Annotated in this window: 15 protein-coding genes; 13 read left to right on the forward strand and 2 right to left on the reverse strand. The window is 63.6% G+C overall.

From position 1 onward, the window contains the following. Positions 1-18: 18 nt before the first annotated feature. Positions 19-348, reverse strand: coding sequence for an ArsR/SmtB family transcription factor (locus JI749_RS07315; protein ID WP_201661600.1), 330 nt, complete (start codon positions 346-348; stop codon positions 19-21). Between the two features lie 103 nt (positions 349-451). On the opposite strand from JI749_RS07315, the gene JI749_RS07320 reads away from it, so the two are divergent. From JI749_RS07320 to JI749_RS07330, 3 genes are all read left to right on the forward strand, one after another. Beyond that, on the forward strand, positions 452-892 hold the full coding sequence (locus tag JI749_RS07320) for an SRPBCC family protein (protein ID WP_201661604.1): 441 nt from the start codon (positions 452-454) through the stop codon (positions 890-892). A gap of 11 nt (positions 893-903) precedes the next feature. Continuing rightward, positions 904-1,395, forward strand: a complete 492-nt coding sequence (locus tag JI749_RS07325; RefSeq protein ID WP_201661607.1) for an SRPBCC family protein — start codon at positions 904-906, stop codon at positions 1,393-1,395. 123 nt (positions 1,396-1,518) lie between these two features. Next, positions 1,519-1,665 carry a hypothetical protein gene (locus JI749_RS07330; RefSeq protein ID WP_201661610.1) on the forward strand — a complete coding sequence of 49 codons (147 nt, stop codon included), beginning with the start codon at positions 1,519-1,521 and terminating at the stop codon, positions 1,663-1,665. A 4-nt stretch (positions 1,666-1,669) separates the two neighbouring features. Here the strand turns inward: JI749_RS07330 and puuE are convergent, their stop codons facing one another. Then, on the reverse strand, positions 1,670-3,085 hold the full coding sequence (gene puuE, locus JI749_RS07335; protein WP_201661613.1) for an allantoinase PuuE: 1,416 nt from the start codon (positions 3,083-3,085) through the stop codon (positions 1,670-1,672). Between the two features lie 150 nt (positions 3,086-3,235). Between puuE and uraH the strand changes: the two genes are divergently transcribed. From uraH to guaD, 10 genes are all read left to right on the forward strand, one after another. Beyond that, complete coding sequence (uraH, locus tag JI749_RS07340; protein WP_201661627.1) at positions 3,236-3,592, forward strand: hydroxyisourate hydrolase; 357 nt, start codon at positions 3,236-3,238, stop codon at positions 3,590-3,592. Positions 3,593-3,594: 2 nt separating this feature from the next. Continuing rightward, complete coding sequence (xdhA, locus tag JI749_RS07345) at positions 3,595-5,061, forward strand: xanthine dehydrogenase small subunit (protein ID WP_201661630.1); 1,467 nt, start codon at positions 3,595-3,597, stop codon at positions 5,059-5,061. After that, positions 5,058-7,388: a xanthine dehydrogenase molybdopterin binding subunit gene (gene xdhB / locus JI749_RS07350; RefSeq protein ID WP_201661633.1), complete on the forward strand. Its 2,331-nt coding sequence runs from the start codon at positions 5,058-5,060 to the stop codon at positions 7,386-7,388. The genes xdhA and xdhB overlap by 4 nt, the downstream gene beginning before the upstream one ends. Positions 7,389-7,530: 142 nt before the next feature. Beyond that, positions 7,531-8,391: a xanthine dehydrogenase accessory protein XdhC gene (xdhC, locus tag JI749_RS07355; protein ID WP_201661636.1), complete on the forward strand. Its 861-nt coding sequence runs from the start codon at positions 7,531-7,533 to the stop codon at positions 8,389-8,391. A gap of 1 nt (position 8,392) precedes the next feature. Further along, positions 8,393-9,925, forward strand: a complete 1,533-nt coding sequence (locus JI749_RS07360) for an ABC transporter ATP-binding protein (protein WP_201661639.1) — start codon at positions 8,393-8,395, stop codon at positions 9,923-9,925. Continuing rightward, positions 9,909-10,991, forward strand: a complete 1,083-nt coding sequence (locus JI749_RS07365; RefSeq protein ID WP_201661642.1) for an ABC transporter permease — start codon at positions 9,909-9,911, stop codon at positions 10,989-10,991. Before JI749_RS07360 ends, JI749_RS07365 begins: the two co-directional genes overlap by 17 nt. Continuing rightward, positions 10,991-11,914, forward strand: coding sequence for an ABC transporter permease (locus JI749_RS07370; protein ID WP_201661645.1), 924 nt, complete (start codon positions 10,991-10,993; stop codon positions 11,912-11,914). Before JI749_RS07365 ends, JI749_RS07370 begins: the two co-directional genes overlap by 1 nt. Before the next feature lie 55 nt (positions 11,915-11,969). Continuing rightward, a complete protein-coding gene (locus JI749_RS07375) occupies positions 11,970-13,055 on the forward strand; it encodes a BMP family ABC transporter substrate-binding protein (protein ID WP_201661648.1) in 1,086 nt (361 codons plus the stop codon). 106 nt (positions 13,056-13,161) lie between these two features. Continuing rightward, positions 13,162-14,388 (forward strand): urate hydroxylase PuuD, encoded by a 1,227-nt coding sequence (locus tag JI749_RS07380; RefSeq protein WP_201661651.1) that lies wholly within the window; start codon positions 13,162-13,164, stop codon positions 14,386-14,388. Next, positions 14,385-15,695, forward strand: coding sequence for a guanine deaminase (guaD, locus tag JI749_RS07385; protein ID WP_201661654.1), 1,311 nt, complete (start codon positions 14,385-14,387; stop codon positions 15,693-15,695). Before JI749_RS07380 ends, guaD begins: the two co-directional genes overlap by 4 nt. Positions 15,696-15,720 lie beyond the last annotated feature (25 nt).

Below are 15,720 nucleotides of genomic sequence, written 5' to 3' on the forward strand. Positions count from 1 at the left end.
CGGCACGCGGGCCGCAAGTCAGGCGGGCGTTTCGACCTGGCTCTTGAGCTTGCTCAGCATCGACGTCGCATAGGCGGCGTAAGGGCCGATCCAGCGCTCGTGGATGGCATGGATGGGCAGGGCGTCGAGGTAATTCCAGCGCTCGCGACCGCGCCGCTCGGCCACGACCAGACCAGCCTCTTCGAGCACGCCCAGATGCTGCATCACCGTGCAGCGGTCCAACTCCGGCATCAGGTCGCACAGCATGCCGGTGGTGCGCGGCTCGAGCTTCAGCAGATCGACGATCCGCCGCCGCGAGCGGTGGCCCAGAGCCTTGAAAATCAGGTCGTTTTCGTCTTCGGTTGACATGTTATATTTTTATAACATATGTTGCCCCAGGTCAAGCGGGAGGTGGGTCTCCCTGCGGATTTTTTGGTGATTTTCGAGGGAACGGCGCGGGCCGGCAGAGCAAATGAATCAGAATGATTACACGTCGCATTTCGTGGTGAAGTCCGATCCGGCAGCGGTCTATGCCGCCATCGTCGCGGTGCGCGATTGGTGGGGTGGCGAAATCGAGGGCGACGCCGATCGGATCGGTGGAGAGTTTACGTACCGTTTCAAGGACCTGCATGCCTCGCGTCAGCGGGTGACCGAACTGATGCCAGGCCGCAAGGTTGCCTGGCACGTGGTGGATGGGGCGATCAACTTCGTGGCCGACCCTTCAGAATGGACCGGCACCGACATCGTCTTCGACATCACGCCGGTTGCCGGCGGGACGGAAGTGCGCATTACCCATGTCGGCCTTGTGCCGCAGAAGGAATGCTTCGAGGACTGTTCGCAGGGCTGGAACTACTATTTCGGCGGCAGTCTCAAGTCGTTCATTGAGACGAGCGCGGTCAAGCAGGCGAGTTGAAGGAGGACAGAATGCGAGCAGTAGAAAGCCGCGGTGCCCGGCAGGCACCGGAGTTTCGGGTGTCGGGCCGGATCAGCAAGCCGGTGCACGAGGTCTTCGAGGCCGTGGTCGATCCCAAGCAGCTTAGTGGCTATTTCACCACCGGCGGGGCGAAGGGTCGGCTGGAGACTGGGGCGACCGTGACCTGGGATTTCCATGATTTCCCCGGCGCGTTTCCGGTGCATGTCATCGAGGTGGTGCCGGACCGAAAGGTCGTGCTGCATTGGGGCGCCGCCGACGGTACGCCCGACCAGGGTGGCGCTTATGACACCACGGTCACCATGACCTTCGAGGCTCTCGAAGATGGCCGCACCTTGGTGACCATCGCCGAGACCGGCTGGCGCGACACCCAGGCCGCGCGGAAAGCCGCCTTCGGCAATTGCGAGGGCTGGACCGGCATGCTCTGCGCGCTCAAGGTCTATATCGAGCACGGCATCAACCTGCGCGAGGGATTCTACAAGTAGGGCACTGCGCGCGCCGGACAGAGCTTCACCGGCGTTGACCCCACCAGGCTCCCTGGGAGCTACTGCATGGTAACACCTTGTTAGGGTTACTCTTTCTTCAAACTTTGGCGCGATGCTGGGGGTATGGATCAGTCCAATACCCATAATGGCGTCGCGCCCCAGGCCTGGCTACAGCACCACTTGCCGTGGCTGAGCCTGTTCGCCCTGATGCTGGGCCTGTTCCGGGATGGTACCGCAATCGGCTTCGACCCGGATGCGATGAACGGCTAGGGCCTCACGGCAAAGCCGCCTGTAACCTCAGCAGCGCGATCCGCTCCACTTGCGCGCAGGCCGTGGCAAATTCTGTCTCCGCGCTGTTGTTGATGCGCTGCTCGAAGGCGGCGAGGATCGAGGCCTTGGTGTTGTCGCGCACGGCGATGATGAAGGGGAAGCCGAATTTCTCGACATAGTGTTCGTTGAGTTCGGTGAAGCGCGCGCGCTCGCCGTCCGTAAGCGCGTCGAGCCCGGCCGACGCCTGTTCGGCTGTCGACGCCTCGGTCAGTCGTCTGGCGGCGGCCAGCTTGCCGGCGAGGTCGGGGTGGGCGCGCAGCACGGCGAGCCGTTCTTCCGGCGTCGCCATGCGGAACTGCGTGCGCAAAGCGAAATGGAGGCCAATGGCGGTATCGTTGGCCGGGGCGAGTTCACCGGCCCAGGCACGCTCCGCGATCCAGGGAGAATGCTCGAATATGGAGCCATAGCGAGCAACGAACTCGGCTTGGTCGAGATCAGACGGAACCACCTCCGGCGCGACATAGGGATGTTCCCTCGCCCAGTGTTCGGCAATTGCCAGGCGGGTCGGGATCCACACCTTGTCGAAACCCTTGATGTAGTCGACGAATTTCTTGAGGGCCTGGTAGCGGCCGGGCTGACCCACCAGCCGGCAGTGGAGGCCGATGGACATCATCTTGGGCGAACCTGCCTTGCCCTCGGCATAGAGGCAATCGAAGCTGTCCTTGAGAAACTGGAAGTATTCCTCGCCATTGCCGAAGCCCGAAGCGGTGACGAAGCGCATGTCGTTGGCGCTGAGCGTGTAGGGGATGATCAGCTGGGGCCGGCCCAGATGTACTCGCCAATAGGGCAGATCATCATCATAGGTATCCGAGATATAGGCAAAGCCGCCCTCCTCGGAAACGAGGTCGACCGTGTTGAGCGAGCAGCGCCCGGTATACCAGCCACGCGGCCGCTCCCCCGTTGCGATGGTGTGTAGCCGGATGGCTTCGGCGATCTGTTGCCGCTCGATATCGGGGGGCATGTCCTTGTGTTCGACCCACTTGTAGCCGTGGCTGGCAATCTCCCAGCCGGCCGCCTGCATCGCCGCAAGCTGCGCCGGGGCACGCATCAGCGCGGTGGCGACTCCATAGATGGTGACGGGCAGCTGCGCCTCGGTGAAAAGCTTGTGCAGCCGCCAGAAGCCGGCGCGCGCACCGTATTCGTACATGGATTCGATGTTCCAGTGCCGCAGCCCCGGCCAGGGTACTGCCCCGACCACGTCGGCCAGGAAGGCCTCCGAACCCGCATCGCCATGCAGGATATTGTTCTCGCCGCCCTCTTCGTAGTTGAGCACGAACTGCACCGCAACATGGGCGCCGCCAGGCCAGTTGGCATGGGGCGGGTTGGGGCCGTAGCCGTGCATGTCGCGGGGGTAGCGCATCGGTAAGCTCTTGTCTGGTGATACCGGCAGTATGAATTGGGCAGAGCGCAAGCAGATGCTCAAAAATGGACCAGATGGTAAAAAATGAGCATTGCGCATCGGTCGCGATGCGATAGTCTCGTGCTTCGGGGACGATATACGGAGCAGCAGATGGCGGGTAGTGGACGCCTTACGACTCATGTCCTGGATACCATGCACGGCAAGCCGGCGCGGGGCATGCGTCTCGAATTGCTGTTCGTGCATGGTGACCACAATCACCATATCGCCGACAGCTACACCAATGCCGATGGACGGGTGGATCAGCCGCTGCTGGACGAGGACCAGTTCCAGCATGGCGAGTTCGAGATTCACTTCCATGTCGGGCAGTATTTCGAACGGCTGGGCGTCGAACTCGAAGCACCATTCCTCGACGTAGTGCCTATCCGCTTCACGATTTCGGAAGACAAGCACTATCACGTGCCGCTGCTGGTCAGCCCCTTCGCCTATTCCACCTATCGGGGGAGCTAGCAATGGTCGAGGTCTCCGGCGCCATCCGCTTCATCCTCAATGACGAGGAAATCAGCCTCAGCGACCTGAAGCCCGATACGACCCTGCTCGATTGGCTGCGGCTGGAGCGGCGCCTTCGCGGCTCCAAGGAAGGCTGCGCCGAGGGCGATTGCGGCGCCTGCACCGTGCTGGTCGGGCGGCTGGCCGGGGACGAAATCATCTATGACTCGGTCACGGCCTGCATCCGGTTCGTGGGGAGTCTCCATGGCACCCATGTGGTGACGATCGAGCATCTGCGCGGCAAGGATGGCGTGCTGCATCCGGTGCAGCAGGCGATGGTCGACTACCATGGCAGCCAGTGCGGTTTCTGCACACCGGGCTTCGTGATGAGCCTCTATGGCCTGTGGATGCGCGATCCCGAACCCAGCCAGGCCGCCATCGAGAAGGCGTTGCAGGGTAATCTCTGCCGCTGCACCGGCTATGCACCGATCATTCGCGCCGGCAAGGCGATTTCGAGCTACGGCCGGCCCGAGGCCGATCCGCTCTGGGCCGAGCGCATCGCGCTCAAGGGCAGGATCAAGGCGATCAATGATGGCACGCGGGTCGAAATCGGCGAGGGCACCGACCGCATTATCGTGCCGGCGAACCTGGATGATTTTGCCGCGATCTACGAGGCCAATCCTGCCGCGACCATCGTGAACGGCTCGACCGATGTCGGCTTGTGGGTCACCAAGTTCATGCGGCCCATCGGGCCGGTGATCTTCATCAATCACCTTCAGGAGCTCAAGCGCATCGCCGAGAACGACAGCGAAGTGCGGTTCTATGCGGGGGTGAGCTATTCGGAGGCGCTGCCTGTCGTTGCGGCCAATTTCCCCGATATGGGCGAACTCTGGAACCGCATCGCCGGCGAGCAGATCCGCAACATGGGGACCATAGGCGGCAATATCGCCAACGGTTCGCCGATCGGTGACACGCCGCCGCCGTTCATCGCGCTGGGCGCGAAGCTCAGCCTGCGCCGGGGTGAGCACCGCCGCGAGATCAAGCTCGAGGATTACTTCCTCGCCTATGGCAAGCAGGACCGGCAGCCTGGCGAGTTCGTCGAGAGCGTCACCATCCCGCTCCTGCCCGAAGGCGAGAAATTCGCCGTGTACAAGGTCTCAAAGCGACGCGAGGAAGACATTTCGGCGTTGTGCGGTGCCTTCCGGATATTCGTCAACGACGGGGGCACGGTCGGCATGGCCCGCATCGCCTTCGGTGGCATGGCAGCCACCCCCAAGCGCGCCAGGGCGGTCGAGGCGGCGCTGGTGGGCAAGCCGTGGACCCAGGCAACCGTAGACGCGGCAGTTGCTGCCTTTGCCAGTGACTACCAGCCAATCTCCGACATGCGCGCCAGTGCCGAATACCGGCTGCTGACCGCGCGGAACCTGTTGCAGCGCTTCTTCCTTGAAACCACCGGGCAGGGCCAGCGGCTCCGCCGGGAGGTGGCATGAACAAGCACGACGCCCCCATCGCGCTGGCCAGCCTCCATACCGCGACCCGCCACGACAGCGGACCCAAGCATGTTGCCGGTTCGGCCGAATATATCGACGACATGGTGGAGCCTGAGGGCACGGTGCATGCCTATCTGGCGCTATCCACCAATGCGCATGCCGAGATCGTCTCGATCGACCTGGCCGCGACGAGGGCAGCCCCGGGGGTCATCGGCATTCTGACCGCCGACGACATTCCCGGCGAGAACGATGTTTCGCCCAGCCACAAGCACGACGAGCCGATCTTTGCGATCGGCAAGGTGCATTTCTGGGGGCAGCCGCTGTTCGCCGTGGTTGCCGAGACGCGCGACCAGGCGCGGCGGGCCGCGCATCTGGCCAAGGTCGAATATCGCGACCTGCCGTATCATACCAATGTACGGGCGGCGCAGGCCGCCGGTGGCAAGCTGGTGACCGAGCCGCTCAAGCTGGAGCGTGGCGACGTCGCTGCCGGCATGGCGGACGCGCAGCATCGCATCAAGGGCAGCATTGCCATTGGCGGGCAGGACCATTTCTATCTCGAAGGCCATATCGCCATGGCGGTGCCGGGCGAGGACGAAGACGTCACGGTCTATTCCTCGACGCAGCATCCCAGCGAAGTGCAACTGATGGTCGCCCAGGTGCTCGGCATCCGCCACCATGCCGTGACCGTCAACGTGCGGCGGATGGGCGGCGGCTTTGGCGGCAAGGAAACGCAGGGCAACCTGTTCGCGGCCGTGGTGGCCCTGGCGGCCAAGAAGTGGAACCGCACCTGCAAGATCCGGCCGGACCGCGACGACGACATGACGGCCACCGGCAAGCGGCACGATTTCGTGGTCGATTACGACGTCGGCTATGATGACAGCGGCAAGATCCACGCCGTCGACGCCGTCTATGGTGCCCGTGCCGGATTTTCGTCCGACCTTAGCGGCCCGGTGACCGACCGCGCCCTGTTCCATGCCGACAACGCCTACTGGTATCCGGCCGTGCGGGTGCGCAGCGAGCCGCTCTATACCAATACAGTCTCCAACACCGCTTTTCGCGGCTTTGGTGGTCCGCAGGGCATGATGGCGGCCGAGCGCTGGATCGAAGATATCGCCTATGCCCTGGGCAAGGACCCACTCGACGTCAGGAAGGCCAATTTCTACGGCCTCGACACCAATAATGTGACGCCCTACCACCAGAAGGTGGAGGACAATGTCATCCACCGCGTGGTGGATGAACTCGAAGCCAGTGCGGACTACCAGGCGCGGCGAGCGGCGGTGCTCGCTTACAACCAGGGCAGTTCCGTCCTCAAGAAGGGCATTGCCCTCACGCCGGTCAAGTTCGGCATATCGTTCACGGCCACCTGGTACAACCAGGCCGGGGCGCTGGTACATGTCTACAAGGATGGCTCGATCCATCTCAGCCATGGCGGCACCGAGATGGGGCAGGGCCTCTATATCAAGGTAGCGCAGGTACTGGCCGATGCCTTCGGCGTCGGGCTCGACACGGTCAAGATCATGGCGACGACGACAGGCAAGGTGCCCAATACCTCCGCCACCGCCGCCTCGTCGGGTTCCGACCTCAACGGCATGGCCGCCTTCGACGCCGCCCGGCAGATCAAGGAGCGCCTGACCACCCACGCGGCGAGGCTGCATCAGGTCAGCGAAGGCGAGGTCACCTGGGTGCAAGGTGGCATCCAGGCAGGGACGACCTTTGTGCCCTTCGCCGAACTGGCCGCATCGGCCTATCTCAACCGCGTGCAGCTCTCGGCGGCCGGATTCTACCAAACGCCCAAGATTCACTGGGACCGGGCCACGGGCCGGGGCCATCCGTTCTACTACTTCGCCTATGGCGCTTCGGTCAGCGAGGTGACCATCGATACGCTGACCGGCGAATACACGGTGGATCGCGTCGACATTCTCCATGACATGGGCAGGTCGCTCAATCCGGCCATCGATATCGGACAGGTCGAAGGCGGTTTCATCCAGGGCATGGGGTGGCTGACCACCGAAGAACTCGTGTGGGACGACAAGGGCCAGCTGCGCACCAAGGCGCCCTCGACCTACAAGATCCCGTTGGCCTCGGACGTTCCGCCGGTTTTCAATGTCAAACTGGCCGAGTGGTCCGAAAACAGGGAACCGACGATCGGCCGCTCCAAGGCCGTCGGCGAGCCGCCGCTGATGCTGGCGATGAGCGTGGTCGAAGCACTGAGCATGGCGGTGGCCTCGGTGGCCGACTACCGCATCGCGCCGCGGCTGGACACCCCGGTGACGCCCGAGCGGGTGCTGATGGGGGTGGAGCGATTGAAGCGGGAGGCGCGGGGGTGAGCGATCGCACAGGCATCGCAGTACCCCCTCCTAACCTCCCCCTGATAGGGGGAGGGACCGTTCCGCGTATGAACTGCTGTTCCAGCAAACTCGATCCGCTCCTCCCCCTATCAGGGGGAGGTTGGGAGGGGGTACCCTCTTCATGAAAAGAGCTTCCGACCTCACCACGTTCCTCGCCGCCAACCCAGACGCCATCGTCTGCACGCTGACCTCCGTGCGCGGCTCCAGTCCACGCGAACAGGGCACGTTCATGCTGGTTGGGCCGCAGGCGATCTTCGGCACGATCGGCGGCGGGGCGCTCGAATATATGGTGATTGAGCATGCGCGGCGGCTATTGGCCAACGGCCAAGCCACCGAGGCTATGGACGTGCCGCTCGGCCCAGAGATCGGCCAATGCTGTGGCGGCCGGGTCGAGGTGAAGCTCGCCTATGCCGATGCGGCGATGCGCGAACATCTGGCAGCCGTCGTGGCCGAGGAGGATGCCGCGCTGCCGCATGTCTATGTCTTTGGCGCCGGCCATGTGGGTCGGGCGCTGGCGCAGATATTGTCGCTGCTGCCGGTGCAGCTGGAAGTCATCGATACGCGCCGCGAAGAGCTGGCCGAACTCCCCCACGGCATCAAATCGCGGGTTGTCGCCATGCCCGAGGCCGTGGTGCGGTCGGCGCCCGAGGGCAGTTCCTACGTCATCCTCACGCATGACCACGCGCTCGATTTCATGATTGCACGGGAAGCGCTGGCGCGGCGCGATGCGCCCTATGTCGGCATGGTCGGCAGCCGGACCAAGCGGGCGAGATTTGCGAGCTGGTTCAAGGCCGAGGGCGGTGACGGGGCGGCGCTGGACAGGCTGGTGCTGCCTATCGGACAGCAAGGCCTTGGGGATAAGCGTCCCGAAGTCATAGCGGCACTGGCGGCAGCTGAAATTATGGTCCACATTGGGCAACGGGAAGCTGAAGTTGCGCAGGCACGCGCCCCCAAGCCATTGGGGGTGGTGATTGGACGCTAGTATGCCGTATCGGCTGGAATTGACCGGTATCACCAAACGCTTTCCCGGCGTGCTCGCCAACGACAATGTCACCTTTGCCGTCAAGCCAGGCGAAATCCATGCCTTGCTCGGCGAAAACGGAGCGGGCAAGTCCACCCTGGTCAAGATGATCTACGGGATCATGCAGCCCGATGCCGGCGAGATCCGCTGGGATGGCGCGCCCGTTGTGGTTCCCAATCCCAACGCGGCCCGCAAATTGGGCATCGGCATGGTGTTCCAGCACTTCTCGCTGTTCGAAGCGCTGACGGTGCTCGAAAACATCGCGCTGGGCATGGACAGCAAAATTCCGTCGCGGGAGCTCGAGACGCGGATCCGGGCGGTGATGACGCAGTATGGCCTGGCGCTCGATCCGCATCGTACGGTCGCAACGCTGTCGGTGGGCGAGCGCCAGCGCATCGAGATCGTGCGCGCGCTGCTGCTCGAGCCCAAGCTGCTGATCATGGACGAGCCGACCTCGGTGCTGACACCGCAGGAGGTCGAGCAGCTGTTCGACGTGCTGCGCAAGCTGGCAAGCGAGGGCTGCTCGATCCTCTATATCTCGCACAAGCTGCACGAGATCAAAGCGCTGTGCGACACGGCCACGATCCTGCGCGGCGGCAAGCTGGTCGATACCTGCGACCCCAGGCAGGAAACCAGTCGCTCGATGGCCGAGAAGATGATCGGCACCGGGCTCAAGGATATCGTGCGCGCCGAAGGGCGCAGCATGGGCCAGCCCAAGCTGGTGGTGTCGCGCCTGTCGACAGCCAGGACCGGGCATTTCGACGTCCCGGTCGATGCCGTCAGCTTCACTGTACGGGCAGGGGAAATCCTGGGGATCGCCGGGGTGGCCGGCAATGGCCAGAACGCCCTGCTCGACGCGCTGAGCGGGGAGATTCGCAGCCAGGACAAGGATGCCATCACCCTCGATGGCGTATCGCTGGGCCTGCTCGACACCACGGGCCGGCGCAAGCGCGGGCTATGCGCGGTTCCCGAGGAGCGAAACGGCCATGCCGCGGTGGGCGAGTTCACCCTGAGCGACAATTCGGTGCTCACGGCGCGTGACCGCCTGGGCATGGTGGTGATGGGGCTGATCAATTCGGGCGCCGCCAAGACCTATACGGGTAAAGTCATCGCCGACTTCGCCGTCAAGGCGCTGGGCCCGGCCTCGACAGCCGGCTCGCTGTCGGGCGGCAATCTGCAGAAATACATCATGGGCCGCGAAATCCTCCAGAAGCCCAGCGTACTGGTGGTAAGCCAACCCACCTGGGGCGTCGATGCCGGTGCCGCCGCGGCAATTCACCAGGCGCTGGCGGACCTTGCCGCGGCCGGCTCGGCCATCGTGGTGATCAGCCAGGACCTCGATGAACTGAGAGCACTGTCCGACACGCTGGCGGTCATCAATATGGGGCGGCTGTCGCCCGCGCGACCGACCGGCGAGATGAGTGTCGAGGAGATCGGCCTGTTGATGGGTGGCGTACACGGAACGACGGAGGTGCAGGATGCAATTCCGGCTTGAGAAGCGCCCCGAGCCCTCCCAGCTCATGGTCTATGCGACCCCCGTGGCGGCTGTCGTACTGACGATGGTGCTGGGCGCCATCATCTTCTCGCTGATCGGCTATGACGGCGTCGGCGCCGTGCGCGAAATATTCCTGACGCCCCTCACCAATGCCTACAAGTGGCAGGACCTGGGCGTGAAGGCCGCCCCGCTGATCATCATCGGTACGGGGCTCTCGATCGCCTATCGCGCCAATGTATGGAACATCGGCGCCGAAGGTCAGTATGTGGTAGGCGGCCTGGCTGCAACCTGGGTGGCCCTGAGCACCTATAGTCTCACCGGCTGGTGGATCCTGCCGGCCATGGTGCTCGCCGGCATGGCCGGTGCGGCGGCCTATGCCGCCATCCCGGCCTTGCTCCGGACGCGGCTCGGCGTGAATGAGATCCTGACGTCGCTGATGCTGACCTACGCGTCGGTGCAGCTGGTCTATTTCCTGATCCGCGCCCCGTGGAAGGATCCGATGGGCATGGGCTTTCCGCAAACGCGGCTGTTTGCCGACGCCGCCCGGCTGCCCACGATCATCCCGGGGACCATTGTCCATCTGGGTGTGCCGATCGCCATCGTGGTGGCGCTGGTCGCCTGGTTCGTCATGACCCGCTCGGTGTTCGGCTATCAGATGCGGGTGGTGGGCACGGCGCCGCATGCCGCCCGCTATGGCGGCTTCTCCGAAAATCGTACGATCTGGCTGGCCATGCTGGTTTCCGGTGCCCTGGCCGGGCTTGCAGGTGCCCTTGAGGTGGCGGGGCCGTTCCAGCGCATGGTGCCGGGCTTCCCGACCAATTATGGCTTTACCGCCATCATCGTGGCGTTTCTCGGTCGGCTCAATCCGCTGGGCGTGATCTTTGCCGGCATCGTGCTGGCCATCACCTTTGTCGGGGGTGAGGTGGCCCAGACCACGATCGGCCTGCCTAATGCCGCAACGGGCATCTTCCAGGCCATGGTACTGTTCTTCCTCCTGGCGGGTGACCTCCTGGTCCGCTATCGCCTGCGTCGCGTCAGCAAGGCGCCAGCGCGAGGAGTTGCCTGATGGACCTGGTGCTCGCCATTTTCGTGACGCTGGTCGGTGCGGCCACGCCCATCCTGATCGCTGCCCTCGGTGAACTAGTGGTGGAAAAGAGCGGCGTCCTCAACCTGGGCGTCGAGGGCATGATGCTGGTCGGCGCCATTGCCGGATTCGCCGGGCAGTTCTACACCGGCAATCCTTATTTTGCGCTGCTTTGCGGGGCTTTCGCAGGGCTGGCCGTATCGCAGATCTTTGCTTTCCTGACGCTGAGCCTGTCAGCCAACCAGACGGCAACCGGGCTGGCGCTGACCATTTTTGGTACTGGCCTTTCGGCCCTCGCGGGCGCGCCGTTCTCGGCCCGGCCGGTATCGCTGATGGGGCCGTTGTTTCCGGCCGAACTGGCTAGCCATCCGCTGCTGCGGGTGGTGTTCGGCTATGCCGCACCGGTCTACTTCTCGGTGATCATGGTCTTTGCCATCTGGTATTTCCTGCAACGGACCCGCGCGGGCCTGATCCTGCGGGCCGTCGGCGAAAACGATCATTCGGCTCATTCGATCGGTTATCCGGTCAATGCCGTGCGCTATGCCGCGGTCGCCTTTGGCGGAGCCATGGCAGGTGTTGCCGGAGCCTGTTTCCCGCTGCTGCTGACGCCGCAATGGGCCGAGCGCATGACCGCCGGTCGTGGCTGGATCGCGGTGGCGCTGGTCGTGTTCGCGTCATGGCGGCCATTCCGACTGCTGGCGGGCGCCTATTTCTTCGGCCTGGTCATGACCATGGAACTCTACGCCAAGGCCGGCAGCGGACCGCTGTCATCCATTCCGTCCGAGCTGTGGGCCGCCTTGCCCTATCTGGCGACCATCGTCGTGCTGGTACTGATCTCGATCCGGCGCGACGCATTCACCAACGCACCGGCCTGCCTCGGCAAGCCGTTCTTGCCAACCAGTTGAGGCGGCGCCAATGACCGCCTCGATCCACAACCAAAATCACGTCCAGGAGAAACACATGACTCTGAATCGCCGCTCCATTCTGAAGGCAGGCGCTGCTGCCGCCGCGCTGCCGCTGCTCGGCAGCCGGGCCTTTGCCCAGGGTGAACCGCTCAAGGTGGGCTTCATCTATGTCGGCACCATCAACGACAACGGCTACAACTACGCCCATAACCAGGGCCGTCTCTATCTCGAGGAGAAGCTCGGCGACGCGGTGGAAACCACCTATGTCGAAAACGTGCCGGAAGGCCCGGACTGCGAGCGCGTGCTGCGCGAGTTGGCCCAGCAGGGCAACAAGCTGATCTTTGCCACCAGCTTCGGCTTCGGCGACTCGGTGATCAAGGTTGCCCAGCAGTTCCCGGACGTGAAGTTCGAGCATGCCACCGGCTACATGAAGGCGGACAATGTCGGCCTCTACAATGCCCGGTTCTACGAAGGTCGTGCCGTCTGCGGCACCATTGCCGGCCACCTCTCCAAGACCGGCAAGGCGGGCTATATCGGCTCGTTCCCGATCCCCGAAGTGGTGATGGGCATCAACTCGTTCGTGCTGGCAGCGCGCAAGGTCAACCCTGACTTCACCATTCGCCCGGTCTACATCTCCACCTGGAACGACCCGGCCAAGGAAGCTGACACCGCCCGCGCCATGATCGACCAGGGCATCGACGTGATCGCCCAGCATACCGACGGCCCGGCTGCCCTCCAGGTTGCCCAGGAACGCGGCATTGTCGGTGGCTTCGGCCAGGGTGCCGACATGAGCGAGTTCGCACCGGAAACCCAGCTGACCTCGATCATCGACCATTGGGGTCCGCACTATGCCGCCTCTGCCCAGGCTGTCATCGACGGCACCTGGACGGCCGGCGATACCTGGGAAGGCCTCAAGGAAGACGTGGTCCAGATCGGGCCCTATGGTCCCAAGGTCACCGACGAGGTCAAGGCTGCGGCCGAGGCCGTTCGCACCGGCCAGATCGACGGCTCGTTCCACATCTTCACCGGTCCGATCAAGGACAATACCGGCGTGGAGCGCGTTCCGGCCGGCCAGACTATGACCGATGCCGAACTGCTCAGCATGGACTGGTATGTCGAGGGCGTCGAACAGCCGGCTTGATCGGCTATCGAATGATTAGAGAGGGGCGGGTTTCGGCCCGCCCTTCTTTGCCGCGGGGCAGGTTTAATGCCTTGGTCCCCAAGGCAGGTAGGTTGAGGACGAAACGATGCCCGATTACGCGATTGCCTACGAATGGCTGATGTTTGCCGTGCGCTGGCTGCATGTAGTCACGGCGATCGCCTGGATCGGCTCGTCCTTCTACTTCATCGCGCTCGACCTTGGCCTGCGCAAGACCCCCAGCCTGCCGCCCCTGGCGCATGGTGAGGAGTGGCAGGTACATGGCGGCGGCTTCTATCACATCCAGAAATACCTGGTGGCGCCGGAATTCCTGCCCGAACACCTGACCTGGTTCAAATGGGAAAGCTACTGGACCTGGTTGTCCGGCTTCATGCTGCTGGCCCTGGTCTATTATGTCGGCGCCGACATCTACCTCATCGACCGCAATGTGCTCGATCTCGTGCAATGGCAGGCCATCGGACTTTCCATCGGATCTATCGTGCTTGGCTGGGTGCTCTACGATGCGCTCTGCAAGTCGCCGATCGGGAATTCCACGACCGGCCTGATGCTGGTGCTGTTCGCCATTCTGGTCGCAGCCAGCTACGGCTACACGCTGCTGTTCACGGGCCGGGCCGCCATGCTGCATATGGGCGCCTTCACCGCGACAATCATGGCGGCCAATGTCGCCATGATCATCATCCCCAACCAGAAGATCGTGGTGGGCGACCTCAAGGCCGGCCGGGTGCCCGACGCCAAGTATGGCAAGATCGCCAAGCAGCGGAGCCTCCACAACAACTACCTGACGCTGCCCGTCATCTTCTTCATGCTGTCCAGCCACTATCCGCTGGCCTTCGCCACGCAGTGGAACTGGATCATCGCTTCGCTGATCTTCCTGGTCGGGGTGGTCATCCGCCACTATTTCAACACCCGACATGCGCGGAAAGGCAACCCGCACTGGACCTGGCTGGTGGCCGTGGTGCTGTTCATCATCATCGCCTGGCTGTCGACGGCGCCGAAATTGCCGGGGTCGGCAGGAGAGGAGGTGGCGTCTCGTGCGGCCGAGAGCTTTCTCCATGCTGAGCACTTCGCTGCTGCGAGCCTAGCCGTGCAGACGCGCTGCGCCATGTGCCACACGGCCGAGCCTGCCTGGCCCGGTGTGTTCGAGCCGCCGAAGAATGTCATCCTCGACAATGACATCGCCGTCGCCAACCACGCCAAGGACATCGCCATGCAAGCCGGTTATGCCCATGCCATGCCACCGGGCAATGCGAGCGGAATGACCCAGGAGGAACGGGCGCTAATCGTGGAGTGGTTCCGCGAAGGTTCGGGTCAATGACCAGGACTGTTCTGCGGGGCCGGGTGCTGACCTTCCTCAGCGAGCCGCAGGGGCTCGATGACGCCGCGAGCTATCGCTATATCGAGGACGGCGCCGTCACTATCGATGCCGGCAAGATCATCGCCGTTGGCGACTATGTCGCGGATGGCGATGCCGAGGTCATCGACCATCGCCCGCACTTGATCCTGCCCGGCTTCATCGACACGCACCTGCATTATGTGCAGAGCCAGATCGTTGCCTCCTATGCCGGCTCGCTGCTCGAATGGCTCAATACCTACACCTTCGTCGAAGAACAGAAATTCAGCCAGCAGGGCCATGCCGGCGCCGTCGCCGCGGCTTTCTACGATGAGCTGATCCGCAACGGCACCACCACCGCCGTGGCCTATTGTTCAAGCCATCCGCGCTCGGTGGACGCCTATTTCGGCGAGGCCGAAAAGCGCAACATGCTCATGATCGGCGGCAAGGTGATGATGGATCGCAATGCCCCCGAGGCGCTCTGCGACACCGCGCAATCGGGCTACGACGACAGCAAGATGCTGATCGAACGCTGGCACGGACGAGCTCGCGGGCTCTACGCCATCTCGCCGCGTTTCGCCATCACCTCGACACCGGCGCAGCTCGAAGCCTCGCGCGCGCTGGTGGCCGAGCACCCCGGATGCTACGTGCAGACGCATCTGAGCGAGAATGCCGACGAGATCACCAAGTCGATGGAGCTCTATCCGGACTCGCCGGACTATACCGGCATCTACGAGGATTATGGCCTGTTGGGGCCCAGGACCCTGCTTGGGCACAGTATCCACCTCAACCACCGTGAAACCGCTGTGCTGGCAGAAACCGGCTCGGTGGCCGTGTTCTGCCCCACCTCGAACCTGTTCCTGGGCTCGGGCCTGTTCGACCGCGAGCGCCTCACCAAGCATGGCGTGCGCATTGGCGTCGCCACCGATATCGGCGGCGGCACCAGCTATGGGATGCTGGAAACCATGGCCGAAGGCTATAAAGTCTTGCAACTGCGCGGGCAGCGGCTGACCCCGTTCAACTCCTTCTACATGATGACCCTGGGCAATGCCCGGGCGCTGTCGCTGGAGGGAACGATCGGCGCCATTTCGCCTGGCAATGCGGCGGACCTGGTGGTGCTCAATGCAGCGGCCACGCCGGCGATGGCGCTGCGCATGGCCACAGTCACCACGCTCGCGGAAGAACTGTTCCTGCTGCAGACGCTGGGGGACGATCGGGCGATCGCCGAAGTCTATGTCGCTGGTGCAAGGGCGAAGTCCAGATTAGGCGGGTTGGCAGGTCAGGGTGCATGACTTAAGTCTCGTCAGTCTGCACGAA

Origin of the sequence: Devosia oryziradicis (assembly GCF_016698645.1) — a bacterium.
Classification (GTDB): Bacteria; Pseudomonadota; Alphaproteobacteria; order Rhizobiales; family Devosiaceae; genus Devosia; species Devosia oryziradicis.

What these genes read in the sequence shown, in the direction of transcription:
- JI749_RS07315 (WP_201661600.1), bottom strand. Translation starts at nt 348, where the DNA reads ATGTCAACCGAAGACGAAAACGACCTGATTTTCAAGGCTCTGGGCCAC.
- JI749_RS07320 (WP_201661604.1), top strand. Translation starts at nt 452, where the DNA reads ATGAATCAGAATGATTACACGTCGCATTTCGTGGTGAAGTCCGATCCG.
- JI749_RS07325 (WP_201661607.1), top strand. Translation starts at nt 904, where the DNA reads ATGCGAGCAGTAGAAAGCCGCGGTGCCCGGCAGGCACCGGAGTTTCGG.
- JI749_RS07330 (WP_201661610.1), top strand. Translation starts at nt 1,519, where the DNA reads ATGGATCAGTCCAATACCCATAATGGCGTCGCGCCCCAGGCCTGGCTA.
- puuE (WP_201661613.1), bottom strand. Translation starts at nt 3,085, where the DNA reads ATGCGCTACCCCCGCGACATGCACGGCTACGGCCCCAACCCGCCCCAT.
- uraH (WP_201661627.1), top strand. Translation starts at nt 3,236, where the DNA reads ATGGCGGGTAGTGGACGCCTTACGACTCATGTCCTGGATACCATGCAC.
- xdhA (WP_201661630.1), top strand. Translation starts at nt 3,595, where the DNA reads ATGGTCGAGGTCTCCGGCGCCATCCGCTTCATCCTCAATGACGAGGAA.
- xdhB (WP_201661633.1), top strand. Translation starts at nt 5,058, where the DNA reads ATGAACAAGCACGACGCCCCCATCGCGCTGGCCAGCCTCCATACCGCG.
- xdhC (WP_201661636.1), top strand. Translation starts at nt 7,531, where the DNA reads ATGAAAAGAGCTTCCGACCTCACCACGTTCCTCGCCGCCAACCCAGAC.
- JI749_RS07360 (WP_201661639.1), top strand. Translation starts at nt 8,393, where the DNA reads ATGCCGTATCGGCTGGAATTGACCGGTATCACCAAACGCTTTCCCGGC.
- JI749_RS07365 (WP_201661642.1), top strand. Translation starts at nt 9,909, where the DNA reads ATGCAATTCCGGCTTGAGAAGCGCCCCGAGCCCTCCCAGCTCATGGTC.
- JI749_RS07370 (WP_201661645.1), top strand. Translation starts at nt 10,991, where the DNA reads ATGGACCTGGTGCTCGCCATTTTCGTGACGCTGGTCGGTGCGGCCACG.
- JI749_RS07375 (WP_201661648.1), top strand. Translation starts at nt 11,970, where the DNA reads ATGACTCTGAATCGCCGCTCCATTCTGAAGGCAGGCGCTGCTGCCGCC.
- JI749_RS07380 (WP_201661651.1), top strand. Translation starts at nt 13,162, where the DNA reads ATGCCCGATTACGCGATTGCCTACGAATGGCTGATGTTTGCCGTGCGC.
- guaD (WP_201661654.1), top strand. Translation starts at nt 14,385, where the DNA reads ATGACCAGGACTGTTCTGCGGGGCCGGGTGCTGACCTTCCTCAGCGAG.